At 47.9% G+C, this 26,961-nt stretch carries 24 protein-coding genes; 11 read left to right on the top strand and 13 right to left on the bottom strand.

All coding sequences use genetic code 11. The features are described from left to right. Nucleotides 1–99 precede the first annotated feature (99 nt). The gene (locus tag FBQ74_RS07670) at nt 100–3,264 is read left to right on the top strand and encodes a glycoside hydrolase family 2 TIM barrel-domain containing protein (RefSeq protein ID WP_168190636.1); all 3,165 of its coding nucleotides are present in this window, start codon (nt 100–102) and stop codon (nt 3,262–3,264) included. A 72-nt stretch (nt 3,265–3,336) separates the two neighbouring features. On the opposite strand, the gene FBQ74_RS07675 is transcribed toward FBQ74_RS07670, so the two are convergent. Together FBQ74_RS07675 and ansA are read right to left on the bottom strand one after the other, a co-directional pair. Beyond that, nucleotides 3,337–4,176: a DUF2797 domain-containing protein gene (locus tag FBQ74_RS07675; RefSeq protein WP_139756118.1), complete on the bottom strand. Its 840-nt coding sequence runs from the start codon at nt 4,174–4,176 to the stop codon at nt 3,337–3,339. A 1-nt stretch (nt 4,177) separates the two neighbouring features. Then, a complete protein-coding gene (gene ansA / locus FBQ74_RS07680; RefSeq protein ID WP_139756119.1) occupies nt 4,178–5,185 on the bottom strand; it encodes an asparaginase in 1,008 nt (335 codons plus the stop codon). Between the two features lie 169 nt (nt 5,186–5,354). Between ansA and FBQ74_RS07685 the strand changes: the two genes are divergently transcribed. Genes FBQ74_RS07685 through FBQ74_RS07695 form a run of 3 tightly spaced genes read left to right on the top strand, consistent with a single transcriptional unit; the run spans nt 5,355 to nt 8,091 of the window. Continuing rightward, nucleotides 5,355–6,143 carry an SAM-dependent methyltransferase gene (locus FBQ74_RS07685; RefSeq protein ID WP_139756120.1) on the top strand — a complete coding sequence of 263 codons (789 nt, stop codon included), beginning with the start codon at nt 5,355–5,357 and terminating at the stop codon, nt 6,141–6,143. Next, nucleotides 6,140–6,358, top strand: coding sequence for a hypothetical protein (locus tag FBQ74_RS07690; protein ID WP_139756121.1), 219 nt, complete (start codon nt 6,140–6,142; stop codon nt 6,356–6,358). The genes FBQ74_RS07685 and FBQ74_RS07690 overlap by 4 nt, the downstream gene beginning before the upstream one ends. Before the next feature lie 5 nt (nt 6,359–6,363). Further along, nucleotides 6,364–8,091, top strand: a complete 1,728-nt coding sequence (locus FBQ74_RS07695; protein ID WP_139756122.1) for a GGDEF domain-containing protein — start codon at nt 6,364–6,366, stop codon at nt 8,089–8,091. Nucleotides 8,092–8,360: 269 nt separating this feature from the next. Here FBQ74_RS07695 and fadE read toward each other — a convergent pair whose 3' ends face one another. The 4 genes from fadE to purM all read right to left on the bottom strand — a co-directional run bounded on the left by fadE (nt 8,361) and on the right by purM (nt 13,393). Then, nucleotides 8,361–10,811 carry an acyl-CoA dehydrogenase FadE gene (fadE, locus tag FBQ74_RS07700; RefSeq protein ID WP_139756123.1) on the bottom strand — a complete coding sequence of 817 codons (2,451 nt, stop codon included), beginning with the start codon at nt 10,809–10,811 and terminating at the stop codon, nt 8,361–8,363. A 178-nt stretch (nt 10,812–10,989) separates the two neighbouring features. Continuing rightward, nucleotides 10,990–11,739 carry a DUF3108 domain-containing protein gene (locus FBQ74_RS07705; protein WP_139756124.1) on the bottom strand — a complete coding sequence of 250 codons (750 nt, stop codon included), beginning with the start codon at nt 11,737–11,739 and terminating at the stop codon, nt 10,990–10,992. After that, nucleotides 11,702–12,349, bottom strand: a complete 648-nt coding sequence (purN, locus tag FBQ74_RS07710) for a phosphoribosylglycinamide formyltransferase (RefSeq protein ID WP_139756125.1) — start codon at nt 12,347–12,349, stop codon at nt 11,702–11,704. The genes FBQ74_RS07705 and purN overlap by 38 nt, the downstream gene beginning before the upstream one ends. 3 nt (nt 12,350–12,352) lie before the next feature. Next, on the bottom strand, nt 12,353–13,393 hold the full coding sequence (purM, locus tag FBQ74_RS07715; protein ID WP_139756126.1) for a phosphoribosylformylglycinamidine cyclo-ligase: 1,041 nt from the start codon (nt 13,391–13,393) through the stop codon (nt 12,353–12,355). Nucleotides 13,394–13,589: 196 nt separating this feature from the next. On the opposite strand from purM, the gene FBQ74_RS07720 reads away from it, so the two are divergent. Together FBQ74_RS07720 and hda are read left to right on the top strand one after the other, a co-directional pair. Next, entirely contained in the window at nt 13,590–14,984 is a 1,395-nt protein-coding gene (locus tag FBQ74_RS07720) for a DUF2066 domain-containing protein (protein ID WP_168190637.1), read from the top strand. Further along, the gene (gene hda, locus FBQ74_RS07725; RefSeq protein WP_232371989.1) at nt 14,972–15,724 is read left to right on the top strand and encodes a DnaA regulatory inactivator Hda; all 753 of its coding nucleotides are present in this window, start codon (nt 14,972–14,974) and stop codon (nt 15,722–15,724) included. The genes FBQ74_RS07720 and hda overlap by 13 nt, the downstream gene beginning before the upstream one ends. Here the strand turns inward: hda and FBQ74_RS07730 are convergent. Genes FBQ74_RS07730 through arsC form a run of 4 tightly spaced genes read right to left on the bottom strand, consistent with a single transcriptional unit; the run spans nt 15,721 to nt 18,992 of the window. Next, nucleotides 15,721–17,616 carry a hypothetical protein gene (locus FBQ74_RS07730; RefSeq protein ID WP_139756128.1) on the bottom strand — a complete coding sequence of 632 codons (1,896 nt, stop codon included), beginning with the start codon at nt 17,614–17,616 and terminating at the stop codon, nt 15,721–15,723. The two genes, hda and FBQ74_RS07730, sit on opposite strands and share 4 nt — an antisense overlap. A gap of 13 nt (nt 17,617–17,629) precedes the next feature. Then, nucleotides 17,630–18,046, bottom strand: coding sequence for a DUF2069 domain-containing protein (locus FBQ74_RS07735; RefSeq protein WP_139756129.1), 417 nt, complete (start codon nt 18,044–18,046; stop codon nt 17,630–17,632). Beyond that, a complete protein-coding gene (gene wrbA / locus FBQ74_RS07740; protein WP_139756130.1) occupies nt 18,046–18,639 on the bottom strand; it encodes an NAD(P)H:quinone oxidoreductase in 594 nt (197 codons plus the stop codon). Before wrbA ends, FBQ74_RS07735 begins: the two co-directional genes overlap by 1 nt. Continuing rightward, on the bottom strand, nt 18,639–18,992 hold the full coding sequence (arsC, locus tag FBQ74_RS07745; RefSeq protein WP_139756131.1) for an arsenate reductase (glutaredoxin): 354 nt from the start codon (nt 18,990–18,992) through the stop codon (nt 18,639–18,641). Before arsC ends, wrbA begins: the two co-directional genes overlap by 1 nt. Nucleotides 18,993–19,076: 84 nt before the next feature. On the opposite strand from arsC, the gene FBQ74_RS07750 reads away from it, so the two are divergent. After that, nucleotides 19,077–19,598 carry a TlpA family protein disulfide reductase gene (locus FBQ74_RS07750; RefSeq protein WP_139756132.1) on the top strand — a complete coding sequence of 174 codons (522 nt, stop codon included), beginning with the start codon at nt 19,077–19,079 and terminating at the stop codon, nt 19,596–19,598. On the opposite strand, the gene bepA is transcribed toward FBQ74_RS07750, so the two are convergent. Next, nucleotides 19,584–21,047 (bottom strand): beta-barrel assembly-enhancing protease, encoded by a 1,464-nt coding sequence (gene bepA, locus FBQ74_RS07755; protein ID WP_139756133.1) that lies wholly within the window; start codon nt 21,045–21,047, stop codon nt 19,584–19,586. The two genes, FBQ74_RS07750 and bepA, sit on opposite strands and share 15 nt — an antisense overlap. Before the next feature lie 266 nt (nt 21,048–21,313). On the opposite strand from bepA, the gene FBQ74_RS07760 reads away from it, so the two are divergent. From FBQ74_RS07760 to FBQ74_RS07775, 4 genes are all read left to right on the top strand, one after another. Continuing rightward, entirely contained in the window at nt 21,314–22,384 is a 1,071-nt protein-coding gene (locus FBQ74_RS07760) for an AI-2E family transporter (RefSeq protein ID WP_139757902.1), read from the top strand. A 158-nt stretch (nt 22,385–22,542) separates the two neighbouring features. Further along, complete coding sequence (locus FBQ74_RS07765) at nt 22,543–23,007, top strand: (2Fe-2S)-binding protein (RefSeq protein ID WP_139756134.1); 465 nt, start codon at nt 22,543–22,545, stop codon at nt 23,005–23,007. Next, complete coding sequence (locus tag FBQ74_RS07770) at nt 23,004–25,154, top strand: xanthine dehydrogenase family protein molybdopterin-binding subunit (protein ID WP_139756135.1); 2,151 nt, start codon at nt 23,004–23,006, stop codon at nt 25,152–25,154. Before FBQ74_RS07765 ends, FBQ74_RS07770 begins: the two co-directional genes overlap by 4 nt. Before the next feature lie 11 nt (nt 25,155–25,165). Beyond that, nucleotides 25,166–25,816, top strand: a complete 651-nt coding sequence (locus FBQ74_RS07775; RefSeq protein ID WP_205912289.1) for an Isoquinoline 1-oxidoreductase subunit — start codon at nt 25,166–25,168, stop codon at nt 25,814–25,816. 68 nt (nt 25,817–25,884) lie between these two features. Here the strand turns inward: FBQ74_RS07775 and bcp are convergent, their stop codons facing one another. Further along, entirely contained in the window at nt 25,885–26,349 is a 465-nt protein-coding gene (gene bcp / locus FBQ74_RS07780) for a thioredoxin-dependent thiol peroxidase (protein ID WP_139756136.1), read from the bottom strand. Continuing rightward, a complete protein-coding gene (locus FBQ74_RS07785) occupies nt 26,327–26,887 on the bottom strand; it encodes a glycine cleavage system protein R (protein WP_139756137.1) in 561 nt (186 codons plus the stop codon). The genes bcp and FBQ74_RS07785 overlap by 23 nt, the downstream gene beginning before the upstream one ends. Nucleotides 26,888–26,961 lie beyond the last annotated feature (74 nt).

Genomic DNA, 26,961 nt, shown 5'->3' on the forward strand with positions numbered 1-26,961 from the left:
TTCAATTCCGATCATTTATCGAAGTAATTACGCTGTGTACACAAATATAATATTGTATTAACATTGCCTCACTTTGTTATTTACATGCAGGTAGTAGCTATGATGGAACGATCGCGGATGGGGCTTTTGGCCTTGTGGGGCGTAAGCGTATTCACGCTGTCAGGGTGTAATTCAGATACCACTGGCAGTGTGCAGCACCAGTCAACTGAGCAAATAACTTCGCCGGAATGGGATAATCCAGAGATCTACAATGTAAACACACTGCCGGACAGGGCATATTTCATGCCTTATAAATCAAGGGATAAGGCTCTGGCGGGAAATGATAAGCAGTCTGCTTACTATAAAACGCTAAGTGGCAAGTGGGACTTCCACTTTGCCGAAAATCCGCAAAAGCGACCCACATCCTTTTTCAGAGAGGATTTTGACACCTCAGACTGGGATTCAATCCCTGTTCCTGCAAATTGGCAGCTGCATGGATACGACTATCCGATTTACGTCAACCACGGCTACGGCTTTCCTAAAAACAAACCTCATCCACCTGAATATAATCCGGTTGGTTCATATAAGCGGACCTTCACTGTGCCCGCAAGCTGGTCTGACAAACGGGTAATTTTACATTTTGGTGCTGTCCGCTCCGCGTTTTATGTCTGGGTGAACGGAAAAAAAGTGGGTTACAGTGAAGATGGCAAATTACCTGCAGAGTTTGATGTGAGCCCGTATCTGAAAACCGGTGAAAACAGCATAGCGCTGGAAGTCTACCGCTGGAGTGATGGGAGCTACTTAGAAGATCAGGATATGTGGCGTGTTAGTGGTATCCAGCGGGATATATTTTTACAGGCTGTCCCGAAAACCCAGCTTTGGGATTTTCACGCTGATACACGGCTGACCAACGAACTTAAAGATGGATTGCTTCAACTGGGTGTGGATCTGTCTAATGTAAAACAGCAATCGGTATCGGCAACAGTTAAGGCTGAGCTTTACGATGGAAAGTCGCTGGTCTGGCAACAGGAAAAAAATGTGGATATTGAGGCTGGCGCAGGCAGCAGCGTATCCATGTCGCATACCATTAGCAATGTACAGCCCTGGTCAGCCGAAGTGCCTAAGCTGTATAACCTGGTACTGACGATGTCTCAATCCGGCGAAGAAGACCAAATCATCAGTCAGGGTATTGGTTTTAAAAATGTTGAAATCAAAGGTGGTCAGCTATTGGTAAATGGTGAGCCTGTCATTATCAAGGGCGTGAATCGTCATGAGCATGAACCTGAAAACGGACAGGCCATCGGTCGTGCAAGCATGCTCGAAGATATTAAATTGATGAAGCGCTTTAATATAAACACAGTACGGGCATCTCACTATCCGAATGACCCTTACTGGTACAAGCTTTGTGACCGATATGGTTTGTATGTCATTGATGAGGCAAACGTTGAATCCCATGGTTATGGTTTTGAGGAAGAAGGCCTGGGCAATGACCCTCAGTTTAAAGATGCCATCCTTGACCGAATCAGCGGTATGGTTGAGCGGGACAAAAACCATCCGTCTATAATTTCATGGTCTCTGGGCAACGAGATAGGGCCGGGGCCGACGATTTCAGAAGCCTATGAAATGGTTAAAGCGATGGATGATAACCGGATTGTGCAGTACGAAACCCGCGCTGACTGGCACAAAGAAAAAATGACTGATGTCGTGGGGTGGATGTATGCCGATAGGAACGAGATTTCCTCTAAGTACGTTGGCAATTACCCTGATACTCCGTTTATCTGGGTTGAATACGCCCATACCATGGGCAATAGTGGTGGTAACCTGAAAGAGTTATGGGATTATGTCTATGCTCATCCGCAGGTTCAGGGTGGCAGTATATGGGACTGGGTTGATCAGGGACTGTCACAGACCACCGAAGACGGTAGAGAATACTTTGCTTATGGTGGTGACTTTGAACCTGAGGGAACACGTAATGCCAATAACTATCTGGCCAATGGCCTGATTGGTGCGGATCGTCAGCCGCACCCCGTTTTGTATGAGGTGAAAAAGCTTTATCAGAATATCGCTGTTGAGCAACAGGATGCTGTTCACTACACAATTTTCAACCGTAATTTCTTCAAAGACCTGAGCTATGTCACTATCGACTGGTCTTTGCTTGAAGATGGTCAGGTTTTAAAAAAAGGCAATTTGCCTTCACTTAATACTGCGCCTCAGAAATCCGAGGCGATCAGTATTGATGCATTAGCCGCATTCGACATGAAAGCCGGCAGGGAATACGCCCTTGATATCAAATTTCGTCTGAAGGAAGAACAGGGTGTGCTCCCAAAACAGCATACTGTCGCCTCTGAACAATTCCTGCTTCAACAAAATGCGCCTGATATAACGCTAAAAACCGCAGACAAACTGGTCGTTGATGAATCTGCCGATGCAGTAAACATTACGGTAGATGATGTAACCCTGCAGTTTGATAAAGAAACCGGGGTACTTAGTAGTTATAAAAAAGCAGATACGGAATTCGTGAAGCAAGGGTTGATACCAAATTTTTGGCGCGCGATGACAGATAAGGATTTCGGTAACAAACTGCACGAAACCAGTGGTCAATTCCGCCATGCCGGCGACAAAGCTTTGCTAGTTGATAGTGAGATTGAAAAGCAACAGGGGAAAGTCAGGCTGGTGTACCGTTATCAGTTCCCACCCCTGGCAAGCACCGGTAGTATTGCGTACGAGATTGGCAATGAAGGGCAGGTAGCGGTGACGTACAACGCCACCATGGCGGAAGGTCTGCCGGAAATGCCCCGTTTTGGACTACAAATGCACATGCCGGAAGGGTTTGATGAAGTCAGGTGGTATGGTCGTGGGCCGTGGGAAAATTATCAGGATCGCAATTTCGCCGCTGATCTTGGCATTTATAAGGCGGCGGTCAGCGAGCTATATACGCCTTATATCAGGCCTCAGGAAAACGGTAACCGTAGTGACGTACGCTGGTTAGAGATCCGTAATAATGAAGGTGAAGGGCTGAAAATAACAGGCGCTCCACACTTTGATTTTACGGCTCATCATAATACCGTGGAAGATTTTGACTATCCAAAAGACGGTCCGAATCGGCATACTTCAGATATACAACCGCGTCCGCTTACTGAAATTAATATTGATACCCGCCAACGTGGTGTGGGCGGCGATAACAGTTGGGGCGCTAAGCCATACGATGATTATCGCTTGTTGCCGGAAAAAACACAGGCTTATTCGCTTAAGTTACTGTTATCACCCATTGCCGCGAAACACTAAGGTACTGGCGGCACAAAGAAAAAGCCCCGAAAACCGGGGCTTTTTTACCTATGCGCATAAGGAAATACCGGACTAGTATGACACAGTCAGTCCGTAGCCTGCATACTTACGCATATTAATGACCCTGTTCTCATCCAGCATCCAGTACTGGCCTTTAATTCCTTGCAGGGTGCCTGAAAAAGAGGATGTTTTATCCAGGTTTATCGATTTTATTTTATCCGGATAGGCAGTGACCGGATAGTCAATTTCCACCGCGGCCATATCTGTTTCTGAAATGGCCTGTAATCCTTTTTCGTCCCGCAACTTATCAAGCTCTGGCTGAAGTTCTGCCAGCAGGCGCTGCTTTTCTGCTTCAAGATCCTGTTTGTCAGGTGCGCCCTTTAGCATCGTGCGCCAATTTGTTTTATCGGCAATATGCGACTTAAACATTGTTTCAACCTGACCGCTGGTTAATCGGTCGGGCACGCGCAGCATCACCAGTGCCTGACTGGCGCCCTGGTCCATCCAGCGGCTAGAGATACTGTCTTTTACATGCCGGGTAATACCTACCTTAAGGTTGCCGGTATTTGCCAGATAGACAAAATGATCACTCATACAGTGCGCTTCACCCCATTCAGGCTCACGGCAGGTTCCTTCGTGATAATGACACTTCTCTGGTTTGATAATACAGCTGTCACATTGCGCCAGTGTAATCAGGCAGCGGTAACAGTAGCCCTGATTAAAGCTTTTTTTAGTTTTGCTGCCACAGTGGACACAATGAATCAGCCCCGAATGACTGACCTCCACCTCGCTACCAATCAGGTCATTCATTTCTATAAACTGCTCGCCAACAGGCAGTGAATACCTGACGGTGTTGTCATCTGGTGTGGCGCTAACGCGCATCTTTGCGATATTTCCGGTTAACGAAGGCATATTACTGGCTTAACTCTCCACGAAGGTTTTCAGATAGCATCTTTGTGACTTTTTCAAAAGGTAATGACTTAGATAATAAGTAATGAAGCTTAGCAAGCGCTGCTTCCGGTGTCATATCACTGCCTGGCAGAACGCCCGCCTCAGCCAGACCATGACCGGTGGCATAGCCGCCCATATTTACCCTGCCGCGCATACACTGAGTACAGTTGAGAACCGGGATTTGCTTGTCACGGGCGTGTCGAAGTTGCTCAAGCAGCGCCGGGTGCTGGGGCGCGTTGCCCACACCGTAGCTCAATAAAATTAGTGCATTGACAGGCTGCTGTAAGGTGTTTTTGATGACTTCATGAGAGATCCCCGGGTATAAGCTTACCAGGCCTATCGGTTGGGCCACGACCTGACTGACAACAAGTTTAGAGGGTGGGGCGGTGGCCAGGGTGCCGGCATTCAGCCGGATATTGATCCCCGCTTCAAGAAGAGGAGGGAAGTTAGGCGAATCAAAGGCATTAAAGCCATCGGCGTCGACTTTTCTGCTGCGATTACCCCGCAACAGCCGGTTGTTGAAAAACAATCCGACTTCAGCAATCGGGTAATTTGCTGCAATGAACAGCGCATTAAGTAAATTAACCTGACCGTCGGAGCGCAGTTCTGCCAATGGAATCTGAGAACCGGTGACAATGACCGGCTTGCCCAAATCTTCAAGCATAAAACTTAACGCGGATGCGGTGTATGCCATGGTGTCGGTACCGTGCAAAATGATAAAGCCATCATAATCGTCGTAATTGTGTGCGATATCATCGGCGATACGTTGCCAGTCGGAAGGATTCATATCTGACGAATCTATCAGATTGTCGTATTCGTGCAGGGTAAAATGGGGCATCTCTTCGCGATGAAACTCCGGCATTTTCTTCAGTGTTTCGCCAAGAAAGCCTGCCGCCGGGACGTAACCCTGCGATGATGGTTTCATACCTATCGTGCCGCCCGTATAGGCAATATAAATGTGTTTTTTCATGTTCACCCTGATTTAAATAACAACAGCGCATGCGACGCATCTAAGCGGTTGCGGTCACGGCACTCAACGGCACTAGTTGATGATATTTAATGAAATTTTTGTTTGCGCCTGTGCTTATGGGAGGCATAATAACACTCATTGGATAAAGAGGTAAAAGGATGCACCTTTAATGGGCAGTTTGGTTTGTGTAGGCCCGGGTATGATTGTTGGTGCGCATTTATCAGCACGGTGCCGCAGCCATATCGTCAATGCCGATATCATTTTTAGCAGTTGCCATCCACTGATGGAGGACTGGCTTAAAGCACTCAATAATAACTTTCATTCATTGCAGCCGCTTTACGGCGAAAATAAAAACCGCCGGATTACCTATCAGCAAATGATTACGCGAATGATGTCAGCGGTGCGTGAGGGCAAGCGCGTCGTTGGCGTTTTCTACGGCCACCCCGGCGTGTTTGCCCAAGTGCCTCATCAGGCGATTGCACAGGCTCGTGAAGAAGGTTTTACCGCTTCGATGGAGCCCGGAATATCTGCCGAGGATTGCCTTTACGCAGATCTGGGTATCGATCCCGGAGCCTATGGTTGCCAGCATATGGAAACCACGCAGTTTATGATTTATCAGCGGGTGCTGGACACCTGCGGGTATGTCATATTGTGGCAAGTGGCACTGGCGGGCGATATCAGCCTGTCCAAACGTATGAGCAGCAGCGCTGAAAGAAAAGTATTAGTTAAACTGCTGATGCATTTTTACCCACCCGACCATTCTGTTACATTGTATGAATGCCCGACGCTGATTACTGACACCTTTCGGGCTGAAACAATACCACTGGAAAAATTGACAGAGGCTAAACTGTCACAGGTGACGACGCTGGTGATCCCTCCGGCTAACCGCCTAATAAAGAATGACGTTGTAAGCGCTGAATTAGCCGCTATTTCTAAGCACACCGGAGACAAAATATGAACGCAGCAGCACTTTTTGCAATGTTGGGTGAAAACCCTGACATGTCCATCTCAAGCTTAAGCGAATCGCAACATGCGGCCATTGAGCAATGGAAAGCACAGGCAGGGATATTAAATGCTAATCTGGCTATTGCAGAACCTACCGACCCGTCAGATCCTGTGCCGGACCCAGTCCCTGAACCTGATGATTACCCGAAGGATCCCGAGTCTTTCTGACATTCATGCGTATCTTCCTGCTCCTCATTTTCTTAAGCATAGCGATATCCGCTTATGCTGATACCAGTGCGATGTTAGAAGAGGCTGACTCACTAAGGCTGGCTGACCCGAAAAAAGCAAAACAGATATTAGATGATCTTGACCGAGAGTCATTGAGTGCAGAAGAACAATACACCTATGATTATATCACTATCTATCTCAGCACAATATTGGAGCAGAACCTAGGAAAGACGGTTAAACGCTATGAAGCGTTTATTAAGCGAATACCGGATAGCCCAACAAAGGTGCGGGCGATGACATCATTGTTGGCATTGTCAGCATATAAAGGTCACTGGCGCAGGAGCTTTACGCTGGTATCCGAGCTGACATCGCTGATGAATCGTATTGACGCGTATGAGGTGGAGCCGGATGCCTATAATGGCCTGTTGCTATTTTACAATGAAGTCGAGCAGCCAGACATGGCTATATCTTACGCGCAAAAAATATTCAGTCATCCTGCAGCGACGTCTTATCATCAATGTATAGCGCTAACCGAGCAGGCGTCCAACCTCGCTATCTCAGAGCCAGCTGAAGTATCGGAAGATGATTTTTATGATGCTATTGAGCTTTGTAGCGCGGTTCCTCTGACTTACTACGTCGCGCTTAATTATAACAATTTGCTTAATTTTCTGATTGATAAACAGGCTTACACAGAAGCGTCACTGATTATAAGCGAAGCGACAGAGCGTATTGAAATCATTGACTTTAAATACCTGACAGCCAGCTTGCTACTTATTAAAGCGAAATTAAAAGTCGCCGCTGATGAACCCGAGCTAGCAAAACAGTATGCCCTACAAGTTCTTGAGGCTGATGTAGATAAAGAATACAGGGAGTCATTGATTACCGCTTATTCGATTTTGGCTAACATTGCTGCTGAGCAACAGCAATATCAGCAGGCTTATGAATATGAAAAGAAGCATCGCGAGCTATCAGTTTCTTTATACAACCAGAAAGTGAGCAAATCCCTGGCAATTCAGGAGGCGCGATTTGATTTACAGGCGAAAGAAAGTCAGATCGATCTGTTGGACAAGAAAAATCAGTTGCTTACAACAGAGTCAAAGCTAGTTAAAGAGCAAATCAGCAGTATGCTTCTAGTGATCGGCCTGGCGTTACTGTTGGTTATCATGTTGCTGTTCTGGTCTTATCGCAACAGAAAAATCCAAAAGCGGCTTCATTATCTGGCCAGTACCGACCACCTTACCGGTATCAGTAATCGAGGAAACTTTAGTGAGAAAAGTAAAACAATTCTTCAGTCAGCCGGGAAATCGGAGTCTTCTGTTGCGCTGATATTTATCGATCTTGACCACTTCAAAAGCATCAACGATGCATATGGTCATCAGGTTGGTGACTGGGTATTGATCCAGGTGGTTAATTCACTTAATACCATAATATCGGGCAGAGGAATGCAGATAGGCAGAATTGGCGGTGAAGAGTTTGGCATTATTCTGCCGGACACTGGCAGTATTGCAGCAAAAGATTTTGCTGAACATTGCAGAGAAATAATTCAGAAAATAGATACATTCGATACGGGATCCCATTTTCAGGTAACTGCCAGCTTCGGTATTGCAGACACCGATAGCGCCGGATATAACCTGGATAACCTATTCTCGGCCGCCGACCTGGCTCTTTATCAATCGAAAAAGTACGGGCGAAATCGCGTAAGTTGTTACGAAGGTGACAATATCGATCTATAGGCGAATATGTGTGACCGGTTCGGTCAGCATAGCGACCTGCAATAATATACCGTCTTAACGTAGATAAACTTACTGGCACTTCGCTTACGTCCGTTCTGATGAGCGTAACGCCGCTATTCATCGTTTTATTATTGGCTCTTTAGACCAATGAGGCATGCTTATCGTAGAAGACGGGTGGGCTTAACACTATTAGGCAAGGTAGTATAAATCGTCAGACTTTGGGCAATGGCATTAAAAAAGCCACCCGAAGGTGGCTTTCACAAAACAAATCAGGCTGCTGATTTGTCTTTCTGCTCTTTCGCAGTCGCTGCGATAAGTTCTTCATGGTCGAAATCATCGACATTAATTGTGCGCAGACGACCGGCTTCTGTTTCGCGCATTAATGCTGCCTCTTCGTCATTGATGATGCCATCACTGAGTGCTTCATCAGCAAGCTTATCAAGACGAGTGAACGGAAGCTTCTGGCCCTTTTCCTTACAAATACGCTCAAAAACCGGCTCACATTTCAGTACATTTTCCAGCGTCTGCTCAAGATCGCCAAACAGACTGCCTTCTTCGCGAGACAGGTATTGACCATCGCCAAGTCGCGAGCGCGCTGCAGAAGGTTGCTGAAGGATGTTCGCAATCTTATGCTCCATGCGGTCTGAAGGTCTTTCACAGCGACGACCAAATGGGATAATGACTGCTTTGAGACCAAGTGCGACAGGCCGCGACGGGAAGTTATCAAGAAATTCGATAATCGCCGTTTCTATATCAAACAATGTTGTCTGAAGTGCCCAGTGCATCAGCGGAGCGTCTTCCTGTAAGCGGCCTTCTTCGTCGTAGCGCTTAAGTGTTGCGCTCGCCAAATAGATGCCGGAAAGGATATCCCCCAGTCGTGCTGATAAACGTTCTTTACGTTTAAGATCGCCACCAAGCACGCCCATTGATACATCGGTCATAAATGCCAGGTTCGCACTGTAACCTTTCAACAGCTTGTAATAGCGGGCAGTGTCATCTGAGAACGGTGCTGAGCTAAAGTAGTTGCTGGTAAAGGCAAACCACAGACTACGTACTTTGTTCGACAGGGCAAAGCCGATATGGCCAAATACCGCCTTATCAAAATCATCAAGCTGCTCCTGACGATCTTCTTTAGCAGCTGCCTCGATTTCTTTTAACACATATGGGTGGCAACGCATGGCACCCTGACCGAAGATCATCATGTTGCGGGTAAGAATATTGGCACCTTCCACCGTAATGGAAATAGGGGCACCTTCATATGCACGGCCCAAATAATTATTTGGCCCAAGCATAATGCCTTTTCCACCATGCACATCCATCGCATCGTTAATGACCTGGCGCATTTTTTCAGTCAGGTGATATTTACAGATGGCGGATACCACTGAAGGTTTCTCACCCAAATCCACCCCAACAGTAGAGAAGCGAGTAACAGCATCCATCAGGTAAGCGTTACCGCCGATTCTGGCCAGCATTTCCTCAACACCTTCCATCTTACCCACAGGCAGACGGAACTGACGGCGAATGCGGGCATAGGCACCGGTAGCCAGTGCACAGGTTTTTGCGCCACCCGCTGCTGTTGACGGCAGTGTGATACAGCGACCGACTGACAAGCATTCAACCAGCATACGCCAGCCCTGACCAGCCATTTTCTGGCCGCCAATGATGTAATCCAGCGGAACGAATATATCTTCACCACGAATAGGGCCATTCTGAAATGGTGTATTAAGCGGGAAGTGGCGACGGCCAATATCCAGGCCTTTTGTATCTCGGGGAATCAACGCGCAGGTAATACCCAGATCATCTTTGTCACCCAGAAGTCCATCAGGATCCTGTAACTTAAAGGCAAGACCAATTACTGTAGCAACAGGCGCAAGCGTAATGTACCGCTTGTCGAATGTAAGACGCATGCCGAGAATTTCTTCACCTTCCCACTGACCTTTACAAACCACACCGACATCAGGGATAGCGCCAGCATCTGACCCAGCCTCAGGACCAGTAAGGGCAAAACACGGAATCTCTTCACCACTGGCTAAGCGAGGGAGGTAATAGTCCTGCTGTTCTTTTGTGCCGTAATGACCCAGTAGTTCGCCCGGGCCCAGAGAATTTGGAACGCCAACAGTGCTCGACAAAACAGCGCTTGTGCCGGCCAGCTTTTGCAACACACGTGATTGCGCGTATGCTGAAAATTCAAGACCACCGTATTTTTTCTTGATGATCATGGCAAAAAACTTGTGCTTTTTCAGGAAGTCCCAAATTTCGGGAGGCATGTCAGCAAGTTTGTGGTTGATTTCCCACTCATCTACCATGCTGCACACTTCATTAACCGGACCATCCAGAAAAGCCTGCTCTTCCGGTGTTAAGCGACCTTTTGGAATACCGTGCAGCTTATCCCAGTCAGGCTTACCACTGAAAATATCACCATCCCACCACACCGTTCCGGCGTCGATAGCTTCCTGTTCGGTACGCGACATTTCTGGCATTACCTTCTTATAGAAAGCCAGCAATTTTTTAGTGATATGGGTTTTTCTGATATCAGAGACGCCAAGCGGTATCGCCAGCGCTAAAAATACCAGCCAGCCTAACCAGCCAATATCACCAAACAGGGTACCTATGATCATCACACCGGCAGTAAGCGCGATGGTATTGACCAACCCCATACGTTTATAGCTGGCCACACAAAGGGTCAGCAATACAATTAAAAACCAGACGAACTCAGCCATTTTTACACTCCTGATAAATGCGGCGTTACTCTAGTCAGATTAGTACGGGAAAAGTATTACCCAGAGATTTGAGGTCTGACCAGCTTTCGTAAACCTATAATCTCAGTGATAAAAGATCAAGAAAAAAGCGCCTGAAAGGCGCTCGATATAGGGTAAACAACAGATTACAGAAAGGTACTCACAGGCGCTCATAAGCATTCAGCTTAATGTCTCCCTGCTCATCACCATCTTTAAATTGCTGTAATCTCACCAGCTGATAATCCAGCTTAGGCGCATACCAGGCAAATGTTTCACGCGTTTTAGAGTCGCGTACCAGTTTCACCTTGATGGTTTGCAGTTTCCCGTAAGGCAGGGACAGGGTTTCTTCCCCCAAAATTTTAATACCGTAATTTCTCTTCTGACCCCGGTAATTAATAAAGTCGTAAGCAAGATTTTCATTACCCGCTGCCAGCTGCCGACCCAGGTCGATTCGATATAGCTGGTTGTCCAGCTCATTATTCCAGGCAAGGTTTTCCTCTCCCTGTACAACAACGGTAGGCTCCGGTTCTTCCTTGAAAGTGATTTTTATAGAAGAGTCAGGCCCGGTACCAGTGCGAGTGTAGTTGTATTGTGAAGGAATCAGTGCATTGTCATCAACAAAGAAGATTGAGTGCTCAAACCTTTCATCTGAAAGAAAAAACTTCGATACTTTTGAAGAATACGTTAAAGAAAACTGTTTGTCCGCTAACGGCTCGAGTTTCATCTTAACGGTACCAACGTCGTCCCCCCATTTGAACGCGGTATAGGTTGCTTCAAAAGGGACTAGCCGGGGCAGGGAAGCGGTCTGGTTCTCTTCCTCCTGGGCAGACAGTGACAGTGGCGATACAGCAAACAGTATCGCCACAGAGATCTTAATCGCTTGCGTAACCGGTTTCCGGAAGAATTTCATTATCAAATACCGCCTTATTTTCCTTCATTGCCAAACGTCCTTCGCAAAACCATTTAACCACAAGGGGATAAATTCGCAATTCCTGTTCGCTTACACGTTCGGCTAAATCCTCAACAGTGTCATCATCAAATACCGGTACACGGCTTTGTACGATCACTGGCCCGCCGTCAAGTTCAGGTGTAACGTAGTGAACGCTGACGCCATGCTCTGTGTCTTTGTTTTCAATAGCACGCTGATGGGTATGTAAACCGCGGTATTTAGGCAAAAGTGAAGGATGAATATTTAGCAGCTTGCCGGAGAATCGCGCCACAAATTCAGGGGTGAGAATACGCATAAAGCCAGCCAGTACAATGCAGTCGGCATCATATTGTGCCAGCAGGTCGCCCAGCGCGAGGTCATAGTCGTCACGCGATGCAAAATCTTTGTGGCTAAGACAATGCGTTTTAATCCCGGCATTGCGTGCGCGCTCTAGTCCGAATGCATCAGCATTATTTGAAATAACGGCTGAAATCGAGCCATCAATTCTACCTGCATCGCAGGCGTCCATTAACGCCTGCAGGTTTGTTCCTGTGCCAGAGATCAGCACACAGATATTTTTCTTATCAGCCATCACTCAGACAATCTCAACCTGATTTTCATCATCCTTACGATCTTCAATATGGCCAAGTAACCAGGCATTCTCGCCAGCTTCTTTAAGTAGAGCCAGAGAGGCGTCCACATCCTTTTCATCTACCACTAAAACCATACCTACACCGCAGTTGAATGTGCGATACATTTCATGATCAGTAATGTTGCCGTTTGTTTGTAACCAGTTGAAAATTGCTGGCCATTGCCAGCTATTTTCTTCAACAACGACTTTCGCTGTATCAGGCAGAACACGGGGGATATTCTCCCAAAAGCCACCGCCGGTAATATGTGAGATAGCCCGAACCTGCACTTTTTCCAACAGTGCTAAGACAGATTTAACATAAATACGTGTTGGTTCAAGCAGGTGCGATTTGAGCGTGCCATCGCCCAATGCATCGTCGAGGTCTGCGCCACTAACCTCAAGCACTTTTCGGATAAGTGAGTAGCCATTTGAGTGGGGGCCAGATGAACCCAGTGCTATCAGCTTTTGTCCGGCTGCAACCTGACTACCATCAATAACATTATCAGCCTCAACAACACCAACACAGAATCCGGCAATGTCATAATCGCCATCCTGATACATACCAGGCATCTCAGCTGTTTCACCGCCAATCAGCGCACAGCCTGACAATTCACATCCTTCGCCGATACCGGTCACCACCGATGCTGCAGTATCAACGTCAAGCTTTCCGGTAGCATAATAATCAAGGAAAAACAGGGGTTCAGCACCCTGAACGATTAAGTCATTGACGCACATTGCTACCAGATCTATACCAACGCCCTGGTGCGCATTAGCATCCATTGCCAGACGCAGTTTCGTGCCAACACCATCTGTGCCTGAAACTAATAAAGGTCTTTTGTACTTTGAAGGGATTTCACACAGAGCTCCGAAGCCGCCTAAACCGCCTTTTACTTCCGGACGGTGTGTCCGTTTCGTAACGGATTTAATTCGATCGACTAACTGGTTTCCGGCATCAATATCCACGCCGGCGTCTTTGTAGCTAAGAGAGGTATTTTTGTCGCTCACGGTTATAGCCCTGATGCAAAAGGATGGAAAAACGCGGATTCTACCAGCAAGTGACTTTAAGTCCAATCAAGTCCTGCCAAACCTGCAATATCTGTTGAAAATAGTGGTGAAAAAAATACGTAGATAGACCACAATGTGCCTCAGTTTACTAAAAGCCATGCCAACAACGGCGATAACGGAGTTCCGGAATCTGTTGATGTTTACTCGTATAAAAAATGATCTGAAGCCTGCACGTTCGGTAGCGAGCCTCTGTGCTTTTATCTTTCCGTTAGTACTGGTAGCTGCCAGTACAGGAAGCGCCACAGCCAGTACCGTTGTAAAAACAAACGCTGCGAAAGTACCCGTGGACGATCAGTCCGCCCAGTCCCGTCGCGCGGCGCTGCGTCAGGCGATGGAACAGGTGCTGGTGAAAATGAGCGGTACTGAATCGGTGCTCTCTCATCCGGCAGTACGCAGTGCACTTCAGTCACCTGCACGTTACCTTAGTGCTTACCAGTTTGATTACGAAGATGGTCAGCAGTACTACGCGGGCGAGTTTTCCCGCAAAGTGTTGGTCGAACTTTTGCGAGAGGCATCATTACCTGTTTGGGGCCAGCGTCGGCCCGATACACTCATCTGGCTTGCTAACCAGGAAAACAGGGACAAGTGGATATTACGGGAAGGCCAGCCAGGAGAGCTGACCGCAGTTATCCAAAAAGCGTCACAAAAATACGGGGTGCCCGTGACACTTCCATTGATGGACCTTACCGACAATAGCGCTATTTCGGTCTATGACGTATGGGGGCAGTTTGGCAGCGTTCTTAATCAGGCGTCCGAACGTTATCGCCCGGAGTTCATTATTGGGGCGCGACTACATCACAAGCCAGAGGATGCTGCACCTGAATTTCTCAGCACAGAAGAGAAGCTGGAAAAAGCATTGTCAGACAGTAACCTTGCCTTTGCGTATAGCGATGAGAAAAGCACAACATCGACAGGCGGTGATAACGAGGCGCCGCACAACGACAATGGGCAGCAGTTGGGTCAGTCTAGAGCGCTGGAAGACACACGGTTTACTAGCGACACGAATCTGGCTGAAACGCTACAGTCTGAGAGCGGCGTCAGTGAGAGCGACACTCCGACAAGTGAAACCGCTCCTGAACCGACCATACCTGCACGGTCCGGCTCTGGTGAATATGCGCTGGAATGGACGTTGCTCGAGGGGGCGGATTCCCAGTTCGGCGTAGTGCGGGCTGAAAGTGCTGAACTGGCGCTCACCCAATTTATGCAACTGTACAGTCAATACCTTGGCGAACGGTTCGCTGTATCAGTGGATGCCGATGCAGATACTACCGGCGAGGTGGTGTCTATTTCAGTGGCCAATCTTGATGGGCTGGAAAAGTATGTTCATGCCCAGCGTTTTTTAAACGATATGAGCATTGTTAAACAGGCGATGCTTTCTGAGCAGCGCGGCTCGGTGGCGACATTTGAAGTCAGGTTGGTTGGCACAGTGTCCGATTTTGTTAGTGCACTGTCGCTGGATTCACAGCTACAACCCGTACGAGATACATTCGGCAGGCCGCTTGAAGGACATAATTTCTATTGGAACGAATAGCGAAACAGCTTTCGCTGCCGGTCTCATTACCCGCTGATGAGACTTTTGACAGTTTTGTCAGTGCACAAAATCAGCAGCTTGTTGCTCTGCTCAAAACAATATACCAGCAAACGCCGGACTGGTCAGCCGTTCCGTCGTTACAGTTTCTTGCCTCCGGCTCGCTGCCTATGATAAACATCGTGGGTGGCGAAGGTCAGGGTAAAAGTCATCTGCTTTACGCACTCGCTCACCGTCTTAGTGCGCGAGGTGTCAGTCACATCTATCTCAATTGCAACCAACTGGCTTCGCTTGAACAGCAGATTCTGGAGGGATTAGAGAATCTCAGTGTCATTGCGTTAGATAATATAGATTGCGTTCGTCAGAACGCTCACTGGGAAGAGGCTGTATTTGACTTGTTCAACCGGATTATGGAGAAAAGAAATACGGTTGTGATATGCAGCAGCAGGCAGATGCCTGCTAATACAGGCTTCGCACTACCCGATCTGGAATCCAGGCTTCAATGGGGAACAACATTTTTTCTGAAGCGGCTGGGTGATGATGCGCGAAAACAAGCGGTCAGGTATCGGGCTGAACAAAAAGGCCTGATGTTCTCTGATGCGGCACTGACCTTTGTGTTAAACCATTACGACCGGAACCTAAAAAGTCTTATGTGTTTGCTTGAGCGCCTGGATGCACGCTCGCTGCAGGAACAGCGCAAGATCTCTATATCGATGATTAAGCGTGAACTAAATCTGGATTAGTCCTTCTCTACAGGTAAAGGAAGCCAGCGCTCAAATACAGGCTCTTTAGTTACGCGTAACTCCTTGAGGGCTTGTTTTTTATGATATTCCTTACTGGTAGAGAGCACTACCGTATCACGCCAGCTTTCTGACTCAGGAAGCATTAGCGGAGGAGGCATATCTGACTGAGCCTGTCCCGTATCTATTGCCGGCAGTACACTTTCGACAACAAAAGCTGCACGAGGCTGGACAGACTGTTCACTGATGCGGTTTCGCTGTGCCCACGTAATAAGCAATTCACCGTTCTCCACCGTTTCTTCAGTAAAAATACCTATGTCAGCATCTGCACCCAGTCGGTAAAGCATCATAAAGCGTTCAAAGAGCGTAGCGAAATCTTCTCTGTAGGTGTAGTAACCATACATTGAGACGGCGTTATCCTGTTCGAACCAGGTGGCGATATCCTGAGCAGTATAATTACGTTGCGACTGGGTACTTTGCGCCCCCCCGTAACTGACCTGGGCAAGGGCTAGCAGCTGTTCTGAGATAAGGGGGTAGTCACGGGCAAGTGTATCTGATGTCATCGCATGATTATTAGCGTAACGCAGCGGTGAATCAGAGCCCCGCAAGGTCGACCAGCTAGCCATAGGAAAGACATCGTTGGCATGCGCCAGTTCATGATAGAGTAACCAGGTGAGTGAAGCTTCAAGTTGCTCTTCACTTCGGGTTGCCCGTTTGGCGCGCGACAGACCTGGTTGTGGGTAATAATATTCACCCTCTTTTATGTATCGCCAACTGGTGCGATAGGCCAGTTCATCATCAAACCCACTTCTGTAATCAGGTTCCGTATTTAATGTGTCCCGCTGTGCCGGTAATAACCATACATTGCCCGCATCAAGATAAATAGCACCGGTAGCACTCCAGTAAAATGAAGGGCGGATATCGTAACTTATGACCACAGCAGTGGTCGCGCGCAGCAAGTTGATGATATCTGGCCCGGCCTGTGAAGAATTCAGGAATTGCTCGAACGCCTCACCCATCCAGTCATGAGAAACTAGCACTCTGTCCATGATATCTGAAGTGGTAGGCGCGTCAGTTTGCTGACCCAGCAGCGGCAGTCGGTTAAATTCACAGGAGCGGGCCACCGTGGCGGTATAGATACAATCTTCGAGCGCCTGCTTCCAGGGGCTTTGGGGGTTATAGGCGTGGATAAGTGACGTGGGGTAGAGATCACTACCGGGAAAAAATGCATCAGCGTCGACGGGGGTATCATTAACAACTACCCACACGGTATCGGTTCCACTGGTACCATCTTCGTAGCTGACCTGAGCATCAAACGATAACAGTGTGTCTTTTAAAACAGAAGGAGCCTGAAAAAACACATCGTTATAAATCGAGTGCCCCTGACTGTATTTAAGCGCTACAAAAGGCCCGCTGGTTTGCTCCCAAGCTATATTTTCAACCGTTTTGTCGGCGAGTGTATCGACCCGTAACGATACTTTACCAAACTCCACAACTTCATGCGTTAATCGTGTTATAGCAGCAGGCGCCGGTGCCTGAGCAACTTCTATCTGGCCGTCAGCGGTTAGCGATTTTCCATCCCCACTACGGGCATTAACCTGCCAGGTTATAACGCCATTCTCAGACGCTGTGAAGCCAATTGCCTGGCTGTGTGGTGCAAGTGGCTGAGCGTTGCCCGACACCGTCCAGCTCACCTGAGTAAGGGGACTACCATCGCTGGCAATAACAGTAAGTCCCACGCTATCGCCGACAACGACATTACTATCGCCGGTAACATTCAAAGTAACGGGCGCTGAATCAGGTGTTCCGGGTTCCTTGTTTTCACCGTTCGGAGACGAGCCACCGCCACCGCAGGCACTAAGAATAAATACTGTTGTAAGGATTGACCATCTCATCTGACTACTCTTTTTACTGCTCTTCAAAACGGGACTTTTCTTTTTTCATTTCCTGCTTGAGCTTGGGTAATGACAGGCCCAGTTCTCTACCACGAAGTCGGGCGAACATACTGCAACCAACAAACATAACACTGCTCAGGATTATTTCGATACCGGCAAACCAGCGCTCTGCAGGAATCGCATACGCAATCGTGATACCGTGAATAATATAGAACAGTGTGATGAAGTTTACCCACGCGTGGGTGTATGGTTTTGCCTTGAAAATGCCACGCATCGGTAACAACAGCGGTACAACGTAAAGTAAAAAAATAAATATCGGTGAGTAAGGTTGCGCGTCACGAAGCCCTGTATGCCAAATTATCACCCACATCAGAAGCAGCAGATAACTAATCAACGCAATATTACGATACGTTCTTGTCCGGGAATGCATTACTTGGATTTTTCCAGTTGAAGGGTCAGGGTTGCCAGGCGCTGACCCAGCGCCATCGCCAATTGTTTTTCGTGCTCGCTCAGTCCATTGTTATCCAGACCACTGACGTGGCTTGCACCATAAGGCGTGCCACCAGTCTGGGTATCGTGCAGTGCTGATTCGCTGTAGGGAATACCGCAAAATATCATCCCGTGATGAATAAGGGGAATAGCCATGGTGAGCAGCGTTGTTTCCTGACCACCATGCATACTGGCGCTTGAGGTAAATACTGAGCAAGGCTTGTCTATCAGCGCGCCCTTCAGCCATTCCTCACTGGTGCTATCCAGAAAGTGCTTTAACGGGGCAGCCATATTGCCAAATCGGGTAGGACTTCCCATGGCCAGCCCGGCACACTCATTCAGGTCAGCTTTTGAAACGAAGGGTGGACCGTTCTCCGGTACATGCTGTATCTCGCTGGACTGATAGTCCCTCAGTGGGGGTACAGTACGAATTCTTGCCTGACAGGGTGTTTTTTCTATCCCCTTTGCTATTTGCCGGGCCAGCGCCTCGGTGGTGCCATGGCGACTGTAATAAAGCACCAGAATGTCAGTCATTACAAAATTTCCAGCACAGATTCAGGCGGACGACCTATTCGGGCTTTATGTTGCGTAAAAACGATAGGACGTTCGATCAATTTTGGATATTGCACCATAGCCGCTAATCCCTGTTCCTTACTTACCTGACCTTTCTGAAGACCCGCTTCCTTAAACTCAGCTTCCTTCACACGCATCATCAGCTCAATATCGTCAATGGGGAGTTTATCGAACAAATCTGACAGTGACTGCTTATCCAGAGGGGCTTTAAGATACTCAATAACATTGGGGGCAACCCCTTTATCCTGGAGTAATTGCAGTGTCTGGCGACTTTTCGAGCAGCGCGGGTTATGCAGGATGTTTATCTGAGACATAGATGTTCCGTATTGTTTTTGTCCAGTGATAAAGGCAAGCTAGATAAATAAACTTCAGGTCACTGTCTTTGAAAAAGTAAGTATATGACTATGCAAGGCAAAAAGAAAAACTTCAAGCATACGGGGGTAGGGAAAAAATTACTTTTTTTTACTGTCGGACTACTGGCACTAACAGGCGGGATTCTGGTGAACAGCGAGTCCGAACCAGACTTTACCACGGTATCGGGCCAGCACTATAACTGGGAAGCATTAGAAGGGCAGTGGGTTGTACTAAACTATTTTGCGCCCTGGTGTGCACCGTGCCTCAACGAGATGCCGGAGCTTAATAATTTTGCTCGCGCGGTACCTGCTGATACCCGCATGTTTATTATTAATTACGATCCCGCAGACAAAATTAAAGCGAGTGCGCTAAAAGAAAAATACAGCATCGATGCTGAGATGATTATATCGCTGCCAGCCCCGCGCATGCCCATGCCACCGCCAGCAGCCTTGCCGGCTACCTATATTGTTAACCCACAGGGGGAAATAGCACGACAAATACGTGGGGAAGTCAGCGAAACGAAATTACGTGAGGTGCTAGAGCGGCTAAAATCACAAGCGCTTTAGCCGCTCCTCATCATCGCGGAGTTGTTTGATTCGGGCACGGATTTTTTGCTTTTCCAGGTGACTTTCGCCGGTAAAGTTATAAGCAAACTGAAGCTCATCAATGGCTCGCTGATATGCACCGTTAAGCGCGTAAACTTCGGCTTTACTCTGATGCATATCTTTACGGTCCCGTGAGCGCTTATAGGCTTCAGTGAGCAGCTGGTAGGCTACTTCATACTCTTCGTTAACCATCAGAAAGTCTTTTAAGATAAGAATCGCCTGCTGATACTGGCCGCCTTCTATCAGTGCATTGGCCTGGTTTAGAGCCAGTACCTGATTACGGGGTGTGCGACTAAGATGAGGTGCCAGTCGCTGGGTAGCTTCCTCATATTTTTCTTCGGCCAGTGATATATCTGTCGCCGCATCCAGATAGAATAGATTTTCTTCATGTTCATCCAGAAGTGACTCAATAATGGGGCGTGCCAGTTGCGGTTTATTGTTGCGCAGGTAGGCCAGCGCTAAGCCATATCGGGCGGCTTCAGCCATTGGGAAATCATTTTTCTCAACAGCCGCCTGAAAATATTCAAGGCTGAACTTTTCATCAAAAGTATAGCGAGCCATTATTCTTGCCCGAGCAAGATGAAATGCCAGATTTTTGGGCAGATTGACCCGCTCATAATTTGCGGCCCGTGCGCGGGCATCGGCAATTCTTGATTCTGTCAGCGGATGCGATAAAAGCCGCGCCGGAGGCCGGGAAACTAAACGGTATTGCTCATTCAGGGTTGAGAAAAATCCCGCTGCAGCATTCGGGTCAAACCCGGCGCGGGCTAGCATAGTGATACCAATACGGTCTGCTTCTTCTTCATTAGAGCGGGTGTAATCGATAGCCATTTGCGCCGATGCAGCCTGTGAGCTGGCCAGGGCAGCCATACCTGCTTCAGGACTGGCCAGAGCAAGTAGAAGTCCGCCTACCATGGATGCTAAAGCCAATGGCGCAGAGCGCTGCTGAGCCTGCATCTTTCTGGCAAGGTGACGTTGCGTGACGTGGGCAACTTCGTGAGCCAGAACGGATGCCAGCTCACTTTCATTTTTCGCATTGTGAATCAGGCCCGAGTGAACACCGATATGACCGCCGAAAAACGCAAAGGCGTTGATAGCACCATTGTTTACCCAGAAAAACCGAAACGGAAACTTGGCATTGTCTGCATGGATGACCAGGCGGTTACCTAAGTCCTGCAGGTATTCGTCCAAAACCGGGTCCATGATAAGCGGTGCCTGACCACGGATTTGGCGCATCATGACATCGCCAAGTATCTCTTCTTTATCTAATGACAGCGCATTAGATGCGACCACGCCAATTTCCGGCAAAGCATTTTTATTTTTATAGCTTGCATCCTGCGCCACCACAGACAGACTGCATGCTAACAATAGCAGACCTGCCGTAATGCTTTTTTTCACTAATGATCTCATTACGCCCTTTACAGTGAGTACCGCCTAAGTGATTACCAGCTTAGAGCAGTGATATATCCATAGAGTTTCATTTTTATTGCGATTTATCATTTTGCCGCAGCATTATCCGATTTGCCACCGCAAACCTGCCTTACATCAAATTAAATGGTACTAAACAGTTGTCGGTCCTGAATTTTCTGCCACCGCCATATTGTCAGTTGCTCTGATTTACGGCATAACCTATGATGCGTGCTTTAATCGTTCACACCTGAGTTTTCTACATGAGTTTGATAAGCGTCTTCGGACGTTGGTACCGTCGCAAGTTCTCTGATCCTGATGCAGCAATGTTGCTGATTCTGATTATTCTGACCACTGCTGCCTTACTGTTGTGGGGCGGACTTATCATGCCGGTGCTGGTAGCCGCTGTTATTGCCTATCTTCTTGACTGGCCGGTCAGTCGAATGGTCAGACTCGGGCTGGGCCGGACCATTTCCTGCGTGCTGGTACTCATGGGATTTGTCATTATCAGTATTCTGCTATTGGTCGGCCTGATGCCGGTTATTTCACGCCAGAGCATTAACCTCATTCAGGAAACACCACTAATCTGGCAAAAAGCGCAGGACTGGATTTTAACCTTACCGGAAAAATACCCTGATTATGTTCAGGTTTATCAGATTCATCAGATGATGGAAGGGTTGAACGATAAACTTGTGGAGGTGGGTGAGCAACTTATCTCCGCATCTGTCAGTTCACTGGGAGATGTCGCAGCGTTGCTGGTTTATCTGATTCTGGTGCCGTTGATGGTGTTTTTCATGCTGAAAGACAAAATGTTTTTTGTCCATAGCATATCTTCTGTGCTGCCTCGTGAAAGACGACTTATTACGCAGGTCGGGCAGGAGATGAATATTCAGATAGCCAATTATATTCGCGGTAAAGTTATCGAGATAGTAATTGTCGGCGCTGTGTCCTGCATTACCTTTGTGCTGATGGATTTACGGTATGCAATGCTATTGGGGGTACTGGTAGGACTTTCAGTGTTGATTCCGTATATCGGCGCTGCAGTGGTCACCATTCCGGTAGCGGTTGTGGCGATGTTCCAGTGGGGAATTACTCCCGAGTTCTGGTACCTGATGATCGCCTACAGCATTATACAGGCGCTTGATGGCAACCTGCTGGTTCCGGTGCTTTTTTCTGAAGCAGTCAGCCTTCATCCGCTTTACATCATCATCGCCGTGCTGTTCTTTGGTGGTTTATGGGGCTTCTGGGGGGTATTTTTCGCCATCCCGCTGGCCACTTTGGTCAAAGCCTTAATTACCGCCTGGAGCAGCAATCCTCCGGCTCAGCAACACCCAGCCTGAAAGACCTTAGGTGGCCCGTGCTAAAACGGGTCACCGTCTGTTATGCATTCTTCATTTTTTGGTAAATCTATCTTTGGGGTATATCAGTATAAACCTTGATTTAATCAAGGTTATTCCCTTTTTCTGATGTATTGGGCATATCCGATAAGGAGAACTCCGTGATCGCATTTACGCTCAATGATCAGACCATACAGTATGATGGCGACCCGAATACACCACTGCTTTGGGTAATCAGAGACCGTGCCGGGCTCACCGGTACAAAATATGGCTGCGGTATTTCGCAATGTGGTGCCTGTACCGTTCATGTAAACGGTATGACGAAACGAAGCTGTGTTACCCCTGTGTCCGGCATTGCTGACCAGCATGTAACGACAGTCGAAGGCGTAGAGGGTAAGGAAGCAGAGGCCATTCAGATAGCCTGGATTGAGAAAGATGTTCCCCAGTGTGGTTATTGCCAGTCTGGTCAGGTAATGTCAGCAGTTGCTCTGCTTAAGCAAAAGCCCAATCCCTCTGATGAAGATATTGATAATGCAATGGCCGGTAATATTTGTCGCTGTGCCACCTATCAGCGTATCCGGCAGGCTATTCATTCTGCCGCCAGGCAGATGGAGGATAGCGAATGAGTACCGTCGAAAATCAGTCACGTCGTCATTTTCTGGCAGGTAGCAGTCTGGTTATTGGTTTCGCCCTGGCGCCCAAGGCTATGGCCTTGAGCAGTAAAACTAAGCTGGCTCAGGGGGCTAAGACAGAGCAGCAGCAACTTAACGCTTTCGTGATAGTTTCCCCGGATAATACAGTTACCGTGTTGTCAAAGCATCTCGAAATGGGTCAGGGGCCTTATACAGGACTCACGCAATTGGTCGCTGAAGAACTGGATGCCGACTGGTCGCAGATGCGGGCAACGGCTTCTCCGGCGGATGACAAAATTTACGCCAATACTGTATTTGGTATGCAGGGAACCGGTGGGTCGACAGCCATCGCTAATTCCTACGAGCAATTTCGCCGTGCCGGCGCCACCGCAAAAGCCATGCTGGTGGCTGCAGCTGCTGCTCGCTGGCAGGTACCCACCAATAGTTTAAATGTTAAAGGAGGTGTGGTCAGCGACCCGTCTTCGGATCGTCAGGCAACCTTTGGCGAGCTGGCAAAAGATGCGGCAATGCTAAACCCGCCCTCAGACGTCTCACTTAAAAAGCCCGCCGATTTTACAGTGATAGGGGCGAAAAAAACGCGCCTGGATACACCAGACAAAACCGACGGTTCGGCCGTTTTTACCCTCGATCATTATCCGGAAAATCTAATGGTAGCGGTGGTTGCCAGGGCACCATATTTTAATGCAAAAGTGAAAAAGGTTAATGATACAAAGGCCCGTGAGATTAAGGGCGTTTTAGATATTCAGACTGTGCCGCAGGGAGTAGCCGTTTACGCAGAGGATACCTGGAGTGCGCTTCAGGCTAAAGCTGCCCTTGATATCGAATGGGACACCCGCGATGCAGAACAACGTTCCTCGGAACAAATTATTGCGGACTATCGTGAGCAGATGAAGCAAACGGGTTTTGAGGCGACCAAACGTGGTGATGTTCAGGGACTGGCTTCCCGGGATGACCTGGATGTCATTGAAGCTGAGTTCATATTCCCTTACCTGGCTCACGCACCAATGGAGACGCTGGATGCTGTGCTTCAGCAAAATGAAGATGGCAGTATTACTTGTTTTAACGGTGCGCAATTCCCCGGGCAGGACAAGCAGGCAATTTCTGAAATTACCGGAGTCTCTGCAGAAAATATCCATATGGAAATACAGCTGGCCGGCGGGAGTTTTGGCCGCAGAGCGCAATTCGGATCACCGTATATGCGCGAGGCAGCAGAGGTATTTAAAGCGTCTGGAATGAAGCGACCCATAAAGCATTTGCATACCCGCGAAGACGATATTCAGGGCGGCTTCTACCGACCGTTATTCATACACAAGATTAAAGGGTATCTGGACAAAGAGGGTGAAATCGTAGGCTGGGATCAGGTGATCGCCGGGCAACCACTAATGAAGAAAGACGAACTTGATGAGACCAGCGTCGAAGGTGCCTCTGATTTACCTTACAAAATCAAAAACCTGAATGTTTTCTCCCATAACACGACGGCAAAGGTACCTGTTTTGTGGTGGCGATCAGTAGGCCATACCCATACAGGCTTTGTAGTCGAGGCGTTTTTGGACGAGTTGTTACAAAAAGCCGGTAAAGATCCTATTGAGGGACGTCTGGCGCTGTTACCCGGCGATAGTCGCGAAGCCGGGGTTCTCAAAGCTGTTGCTAAACTCATTCAGGGTAAGCCCGTTGCAGAAGGCAGGCAGCGCGGTGTGGCCGTTCACAAAAGCTTTAGTACTTACGTTGCTGAAGTGGCAGATGTCTCTGTTACAGAAGAGGGTACCCCGCGGGTGCATGATGTTTACGTCGCCGTAGATTGTGGTGTTGCTGTTAATCCGGACACAATACGTGCACAAATGGAAGGTGGCGTCGGCTTCGGCTTAGGCGCGATACTGTTTGATGAAATCGAGCTAGGTGAGGGGGGTAAAGTAAAGCAGTCGAACTTTCATGATTATCGTAGTTTGCGCATCAATGAGATGCCCAATGTAGAAGTTGAAATTGTTACATCGTCTGCATCTCCAACCGGCGTGGGTGAACCGGGTGTTCCGCCAATCGGGCCTGCTGTAGCCAACGCCTGGCGCAGGCTGACAGGTAAGCCTGTCAGACGTCTTCCTATTAACCGATACGAAAAAGCCTGAGGGGAAATAGCATGAAATTACTACGCTGGCTAACCGTTGGAGGCATTTTTTCGCTGCCGCTTATCGCTTATTCTGCCCAAAACGAACCGAAAGAATCAGCCAATGTTTCATCTGCTCAATCTTTAAAATCAGCTGATGATTTTTCTGATATTAGCAATGATAGAAACCGTTCGGCTGCAATGTTTGAAGAGCTCGGAAAGGTTATACAACATCCGCGTTGTATGAATTGTCACCCCGCAGGTAATCAACCGCTTCAGGGCATGGATATGACAGTTCATGAGCCTCCTGTAAAGCGAGGCCCTGCCAACTTTGGAGCGCCGGGTATGGAATGCAACACCTGCCATCAGAGTGAAAACGTTACGCTGGCAGCGCAGGCTAAGGATATTAAATCTGTCCCCGGAAATCCAAAATGGCATCTGGCTCCCATAGAAATGGCATGGGTGGGCAAATCTCTGACTGAGATTTGTGAGCAGATAAAAGATAAGGAAAGAAACGGTAATAAAACGATGGAAGAAATGATTCATCACATGGCAAAAGATGACTTGGTGGGATGGGGCTGGAAGCCCGGAGAAGGTCGTGAACCTGCGCCGGGTACCCAGAAGTCATTTGGCGAGTTATTTGAAGCCTGGGTTCATAGCGGGGCGCATTGTCCTTCAGCATAAATTCGCTGTAGAACACAAGGATGTACCAACGAAAGAAAACGCCCTGAAATATCAGGGCGTTTTTGTATTTACTGATTAAGGTAGCGTAAAACGACGTCGTGATGTTCTTTGGTTTTGAACTTATCAAAAACGTGTTCAATATTGCCTTGTTCATCAATCATAAAACTGGTGCGGTGAATGCCATCATATTCTTTGCCCATGAACTTCTTAGGCCCCCACACGCCAAACTCTTCAGCAACGGCATGGTCTTCATCAGATAACAGTGTAAAATTCAGATTCTCTTTTTCGATGAATTTTGGCAGACGTTTTACCGGGTCAGGACTGATGCCCAAAACAACCACATTGTGTTCGTCCAGGGCTTCTTTTGAGTCACGCAAACACTGCGCCTGCGTAGTACACCCGGGCGTCATCGCTTTAGGGTAAAAATATACTAAGACCTTTTTGCCCTCAAATGACGACAGTGATACTGATTCGTCGTTTTGATCCTGAAGGGTAAATTGTGGCGCTTTATCACCAGCCTGTAGCATTTTCATAAGACTCCTTATTTGATTTGTCGACCACTTTTCCAGATAACGATAAAGAGTCAAATAAGGCCATTACATCAGATTGCAACTGTGCAAAGTCAATTTCTGTTGACGCGTTGACGACAAACTTGCAGCGCATCGTTTGCTGGCCGCTGTCGGAATCTGTACTCACACGTTGCCTGAACGCACTGATGGAAAGCTGCCGCTCTGCGAAAAAACCTGTCACTGCTTTGATTTGGCCTTCAGCATCGGCACCGGTGAACTCGACGTCGAAAAGATGTTCGAGATTCTGCTTTTCGTGATGACTGGTGCGCTTCATCATTGAAAGCAAGTCCAGTCGCTGACACAGCGGCGGTAGAAGACATTCTGTCTTCGTAATGGCAGTGTGATCACCCTCCAGTATCATAGTGAGTGAAAACTCTTTTCCATAGATAGCCTGGCGACTATCAAGAATATTACATCGGGTTTCACTTACCAGAGAGGAAATCTCGCTGAGAATGCCGCTTCGATCAGTGCCTAAAATGGTAACGATAAGTTGCTGCTTCATAGACAGTTATATCTGAATTTTTTATGTGGTGATGGTAGCACAGAGGTTTTTTATCTTACCAGCACAAGCCGGTA

The organism is Salinimonas iocasae (assembly GCF_006228385.1).
GTDB lineage: Bacteria > Pseudomonadota > Gammaproteobacteria > Enterobacterales > Alteromonadaceae > Alteromonas > Alteromonas iocasae.

Coding starts and splice junctions, on each gene's coding strand:
- FBQ74_RS07670 (WP_168190636.1), top strand. CDS start 100: ATGATGGAACGATCGCGGATGGGGCTTTTGGCCTTGTGGGGCGTAAGC.
- FBQ74_RS07675 (WP_139756118.1), bottom strand. CDS start 4,176: ATGCCTTCGTTAACCGGAAATATCGCAAAGATGCGCGTTAGCGCCACA.
- ansA (WP_139756119.1), bottom strand. CDS start 5,185: ATGAAAAAACACATTTATATTGCCTATACGGGCGGCACGATAGGTATG.
- FBQ74_RS07685 (WP_139756120.1), top strand. CDS start 5,355: ATGGGCAGTTTGGTTTGTGTAGGCCCGGGTATGATTGTTGGTGCGCAT.
- FBQ74_RS07690 (WP_139756121.1), top strand. CDS start 6,140: ATGAACGCAGCAGCACTTTTTGCAATGTTGGGTGAAAACCCTGACATG.
- FBQ74_RS07695 (WP_139756122.1), top strand. CDS start 6,364: ATGCGTATCTTCCTGCTCCTCATTTTCTTAAGCATAGCGATATCCGCT.
- fadE (WP_139756123.1), bottom strand. CDS start 10,811: ATGGCTGAGTTCGTCTGGTTTTTAATTGTATTGCTGACCCTTTGTGTG.
- FBQ74_RS07705 (WP_139756124.1), bottom strand. CDS start 11,739: ATGAAATTCTTCCGGAAACCGGTTACGCAAGCGATTAAGATCTCTGTG.
- purN (WP_139756125.1), bottom strand. CDS start 12,349: ATGGCTGATAAGAAAAATATCTGTGTGCTGATCTCTGGCACAGGAACA.
- FBQ74_RS07720 (WP_168190637.1), top strand. CDS start 13,590: ATGTTTACTCGTATAAAAAATGATCTGAAGCCTGCACGTTCGGTAGCG.
- FBQ74_RS07730 (WP_139756128.1), bottom strand. CDS start 17,616: ATGAGATGGTCAATCCTTACAACAGTATTTATTCTTAGTGCCTGCGGT.
- FBQ74_RS07735 (WP_139756129.1), bottom strand. CDS start 18,046: ATGCATTCCCGGACAAGAACGTATCGTAATATTGCGTTGATTAGTTAT.
- wrbA (WP_139756130.1), bottom strand. CDS start 18,639: ATGACTGACATTCTGGTGCTTTATTACAGTCGCCATGGCACCACCGAG.
- arsC (WP_139756131.1), bottom strand. CDS start 18,992: ATGTCTCAGATAAACATCCTGCATAACCCGCGCTGCTCGAAAAGTCGC.
- FBQ74_RS07750 (WP_139756132.1), top strand. CDS start 19,077: ATGACTATGCAAGGCAAAAAGAAAAACTTCAAGCATACGGGGGTAGGG.
- bepA (WP_139756133.1), bottom strand. CDS start 21,047: ATGAGATCATTAGTGAAAAAAAGCATTACGGCAGGTCTGCTATTGTTA.
- FBQ74_RS07770 (WP_139756135.1), top strand. CDS start 23,004: ATGAGTACCGTCGAAAATCAGTCACGTCGTCATTTTCTGGCAGGTAGC.
- FBQ74_RS07775 (WP_205912289.1), top strand. CDS start 25,166: ATGAAATTACTACGCTGGCTAACCGTTGGAGGCATTTTTTCGCTGCCG.
- bcp (WP_139756136.1), bottom strand. CDS start 26,349: ATGAAAATGCTACAGGCTGGTGATAAAGCGCCACAATTTACCCTTCAG.
- FBQ74_RS07785 (WP_139756137.1), bottom strand. CDS start 26,887: ATGAAGCAGCAACTTATCGTTACCATTTTAGGCACTGATCGAAGCGGC.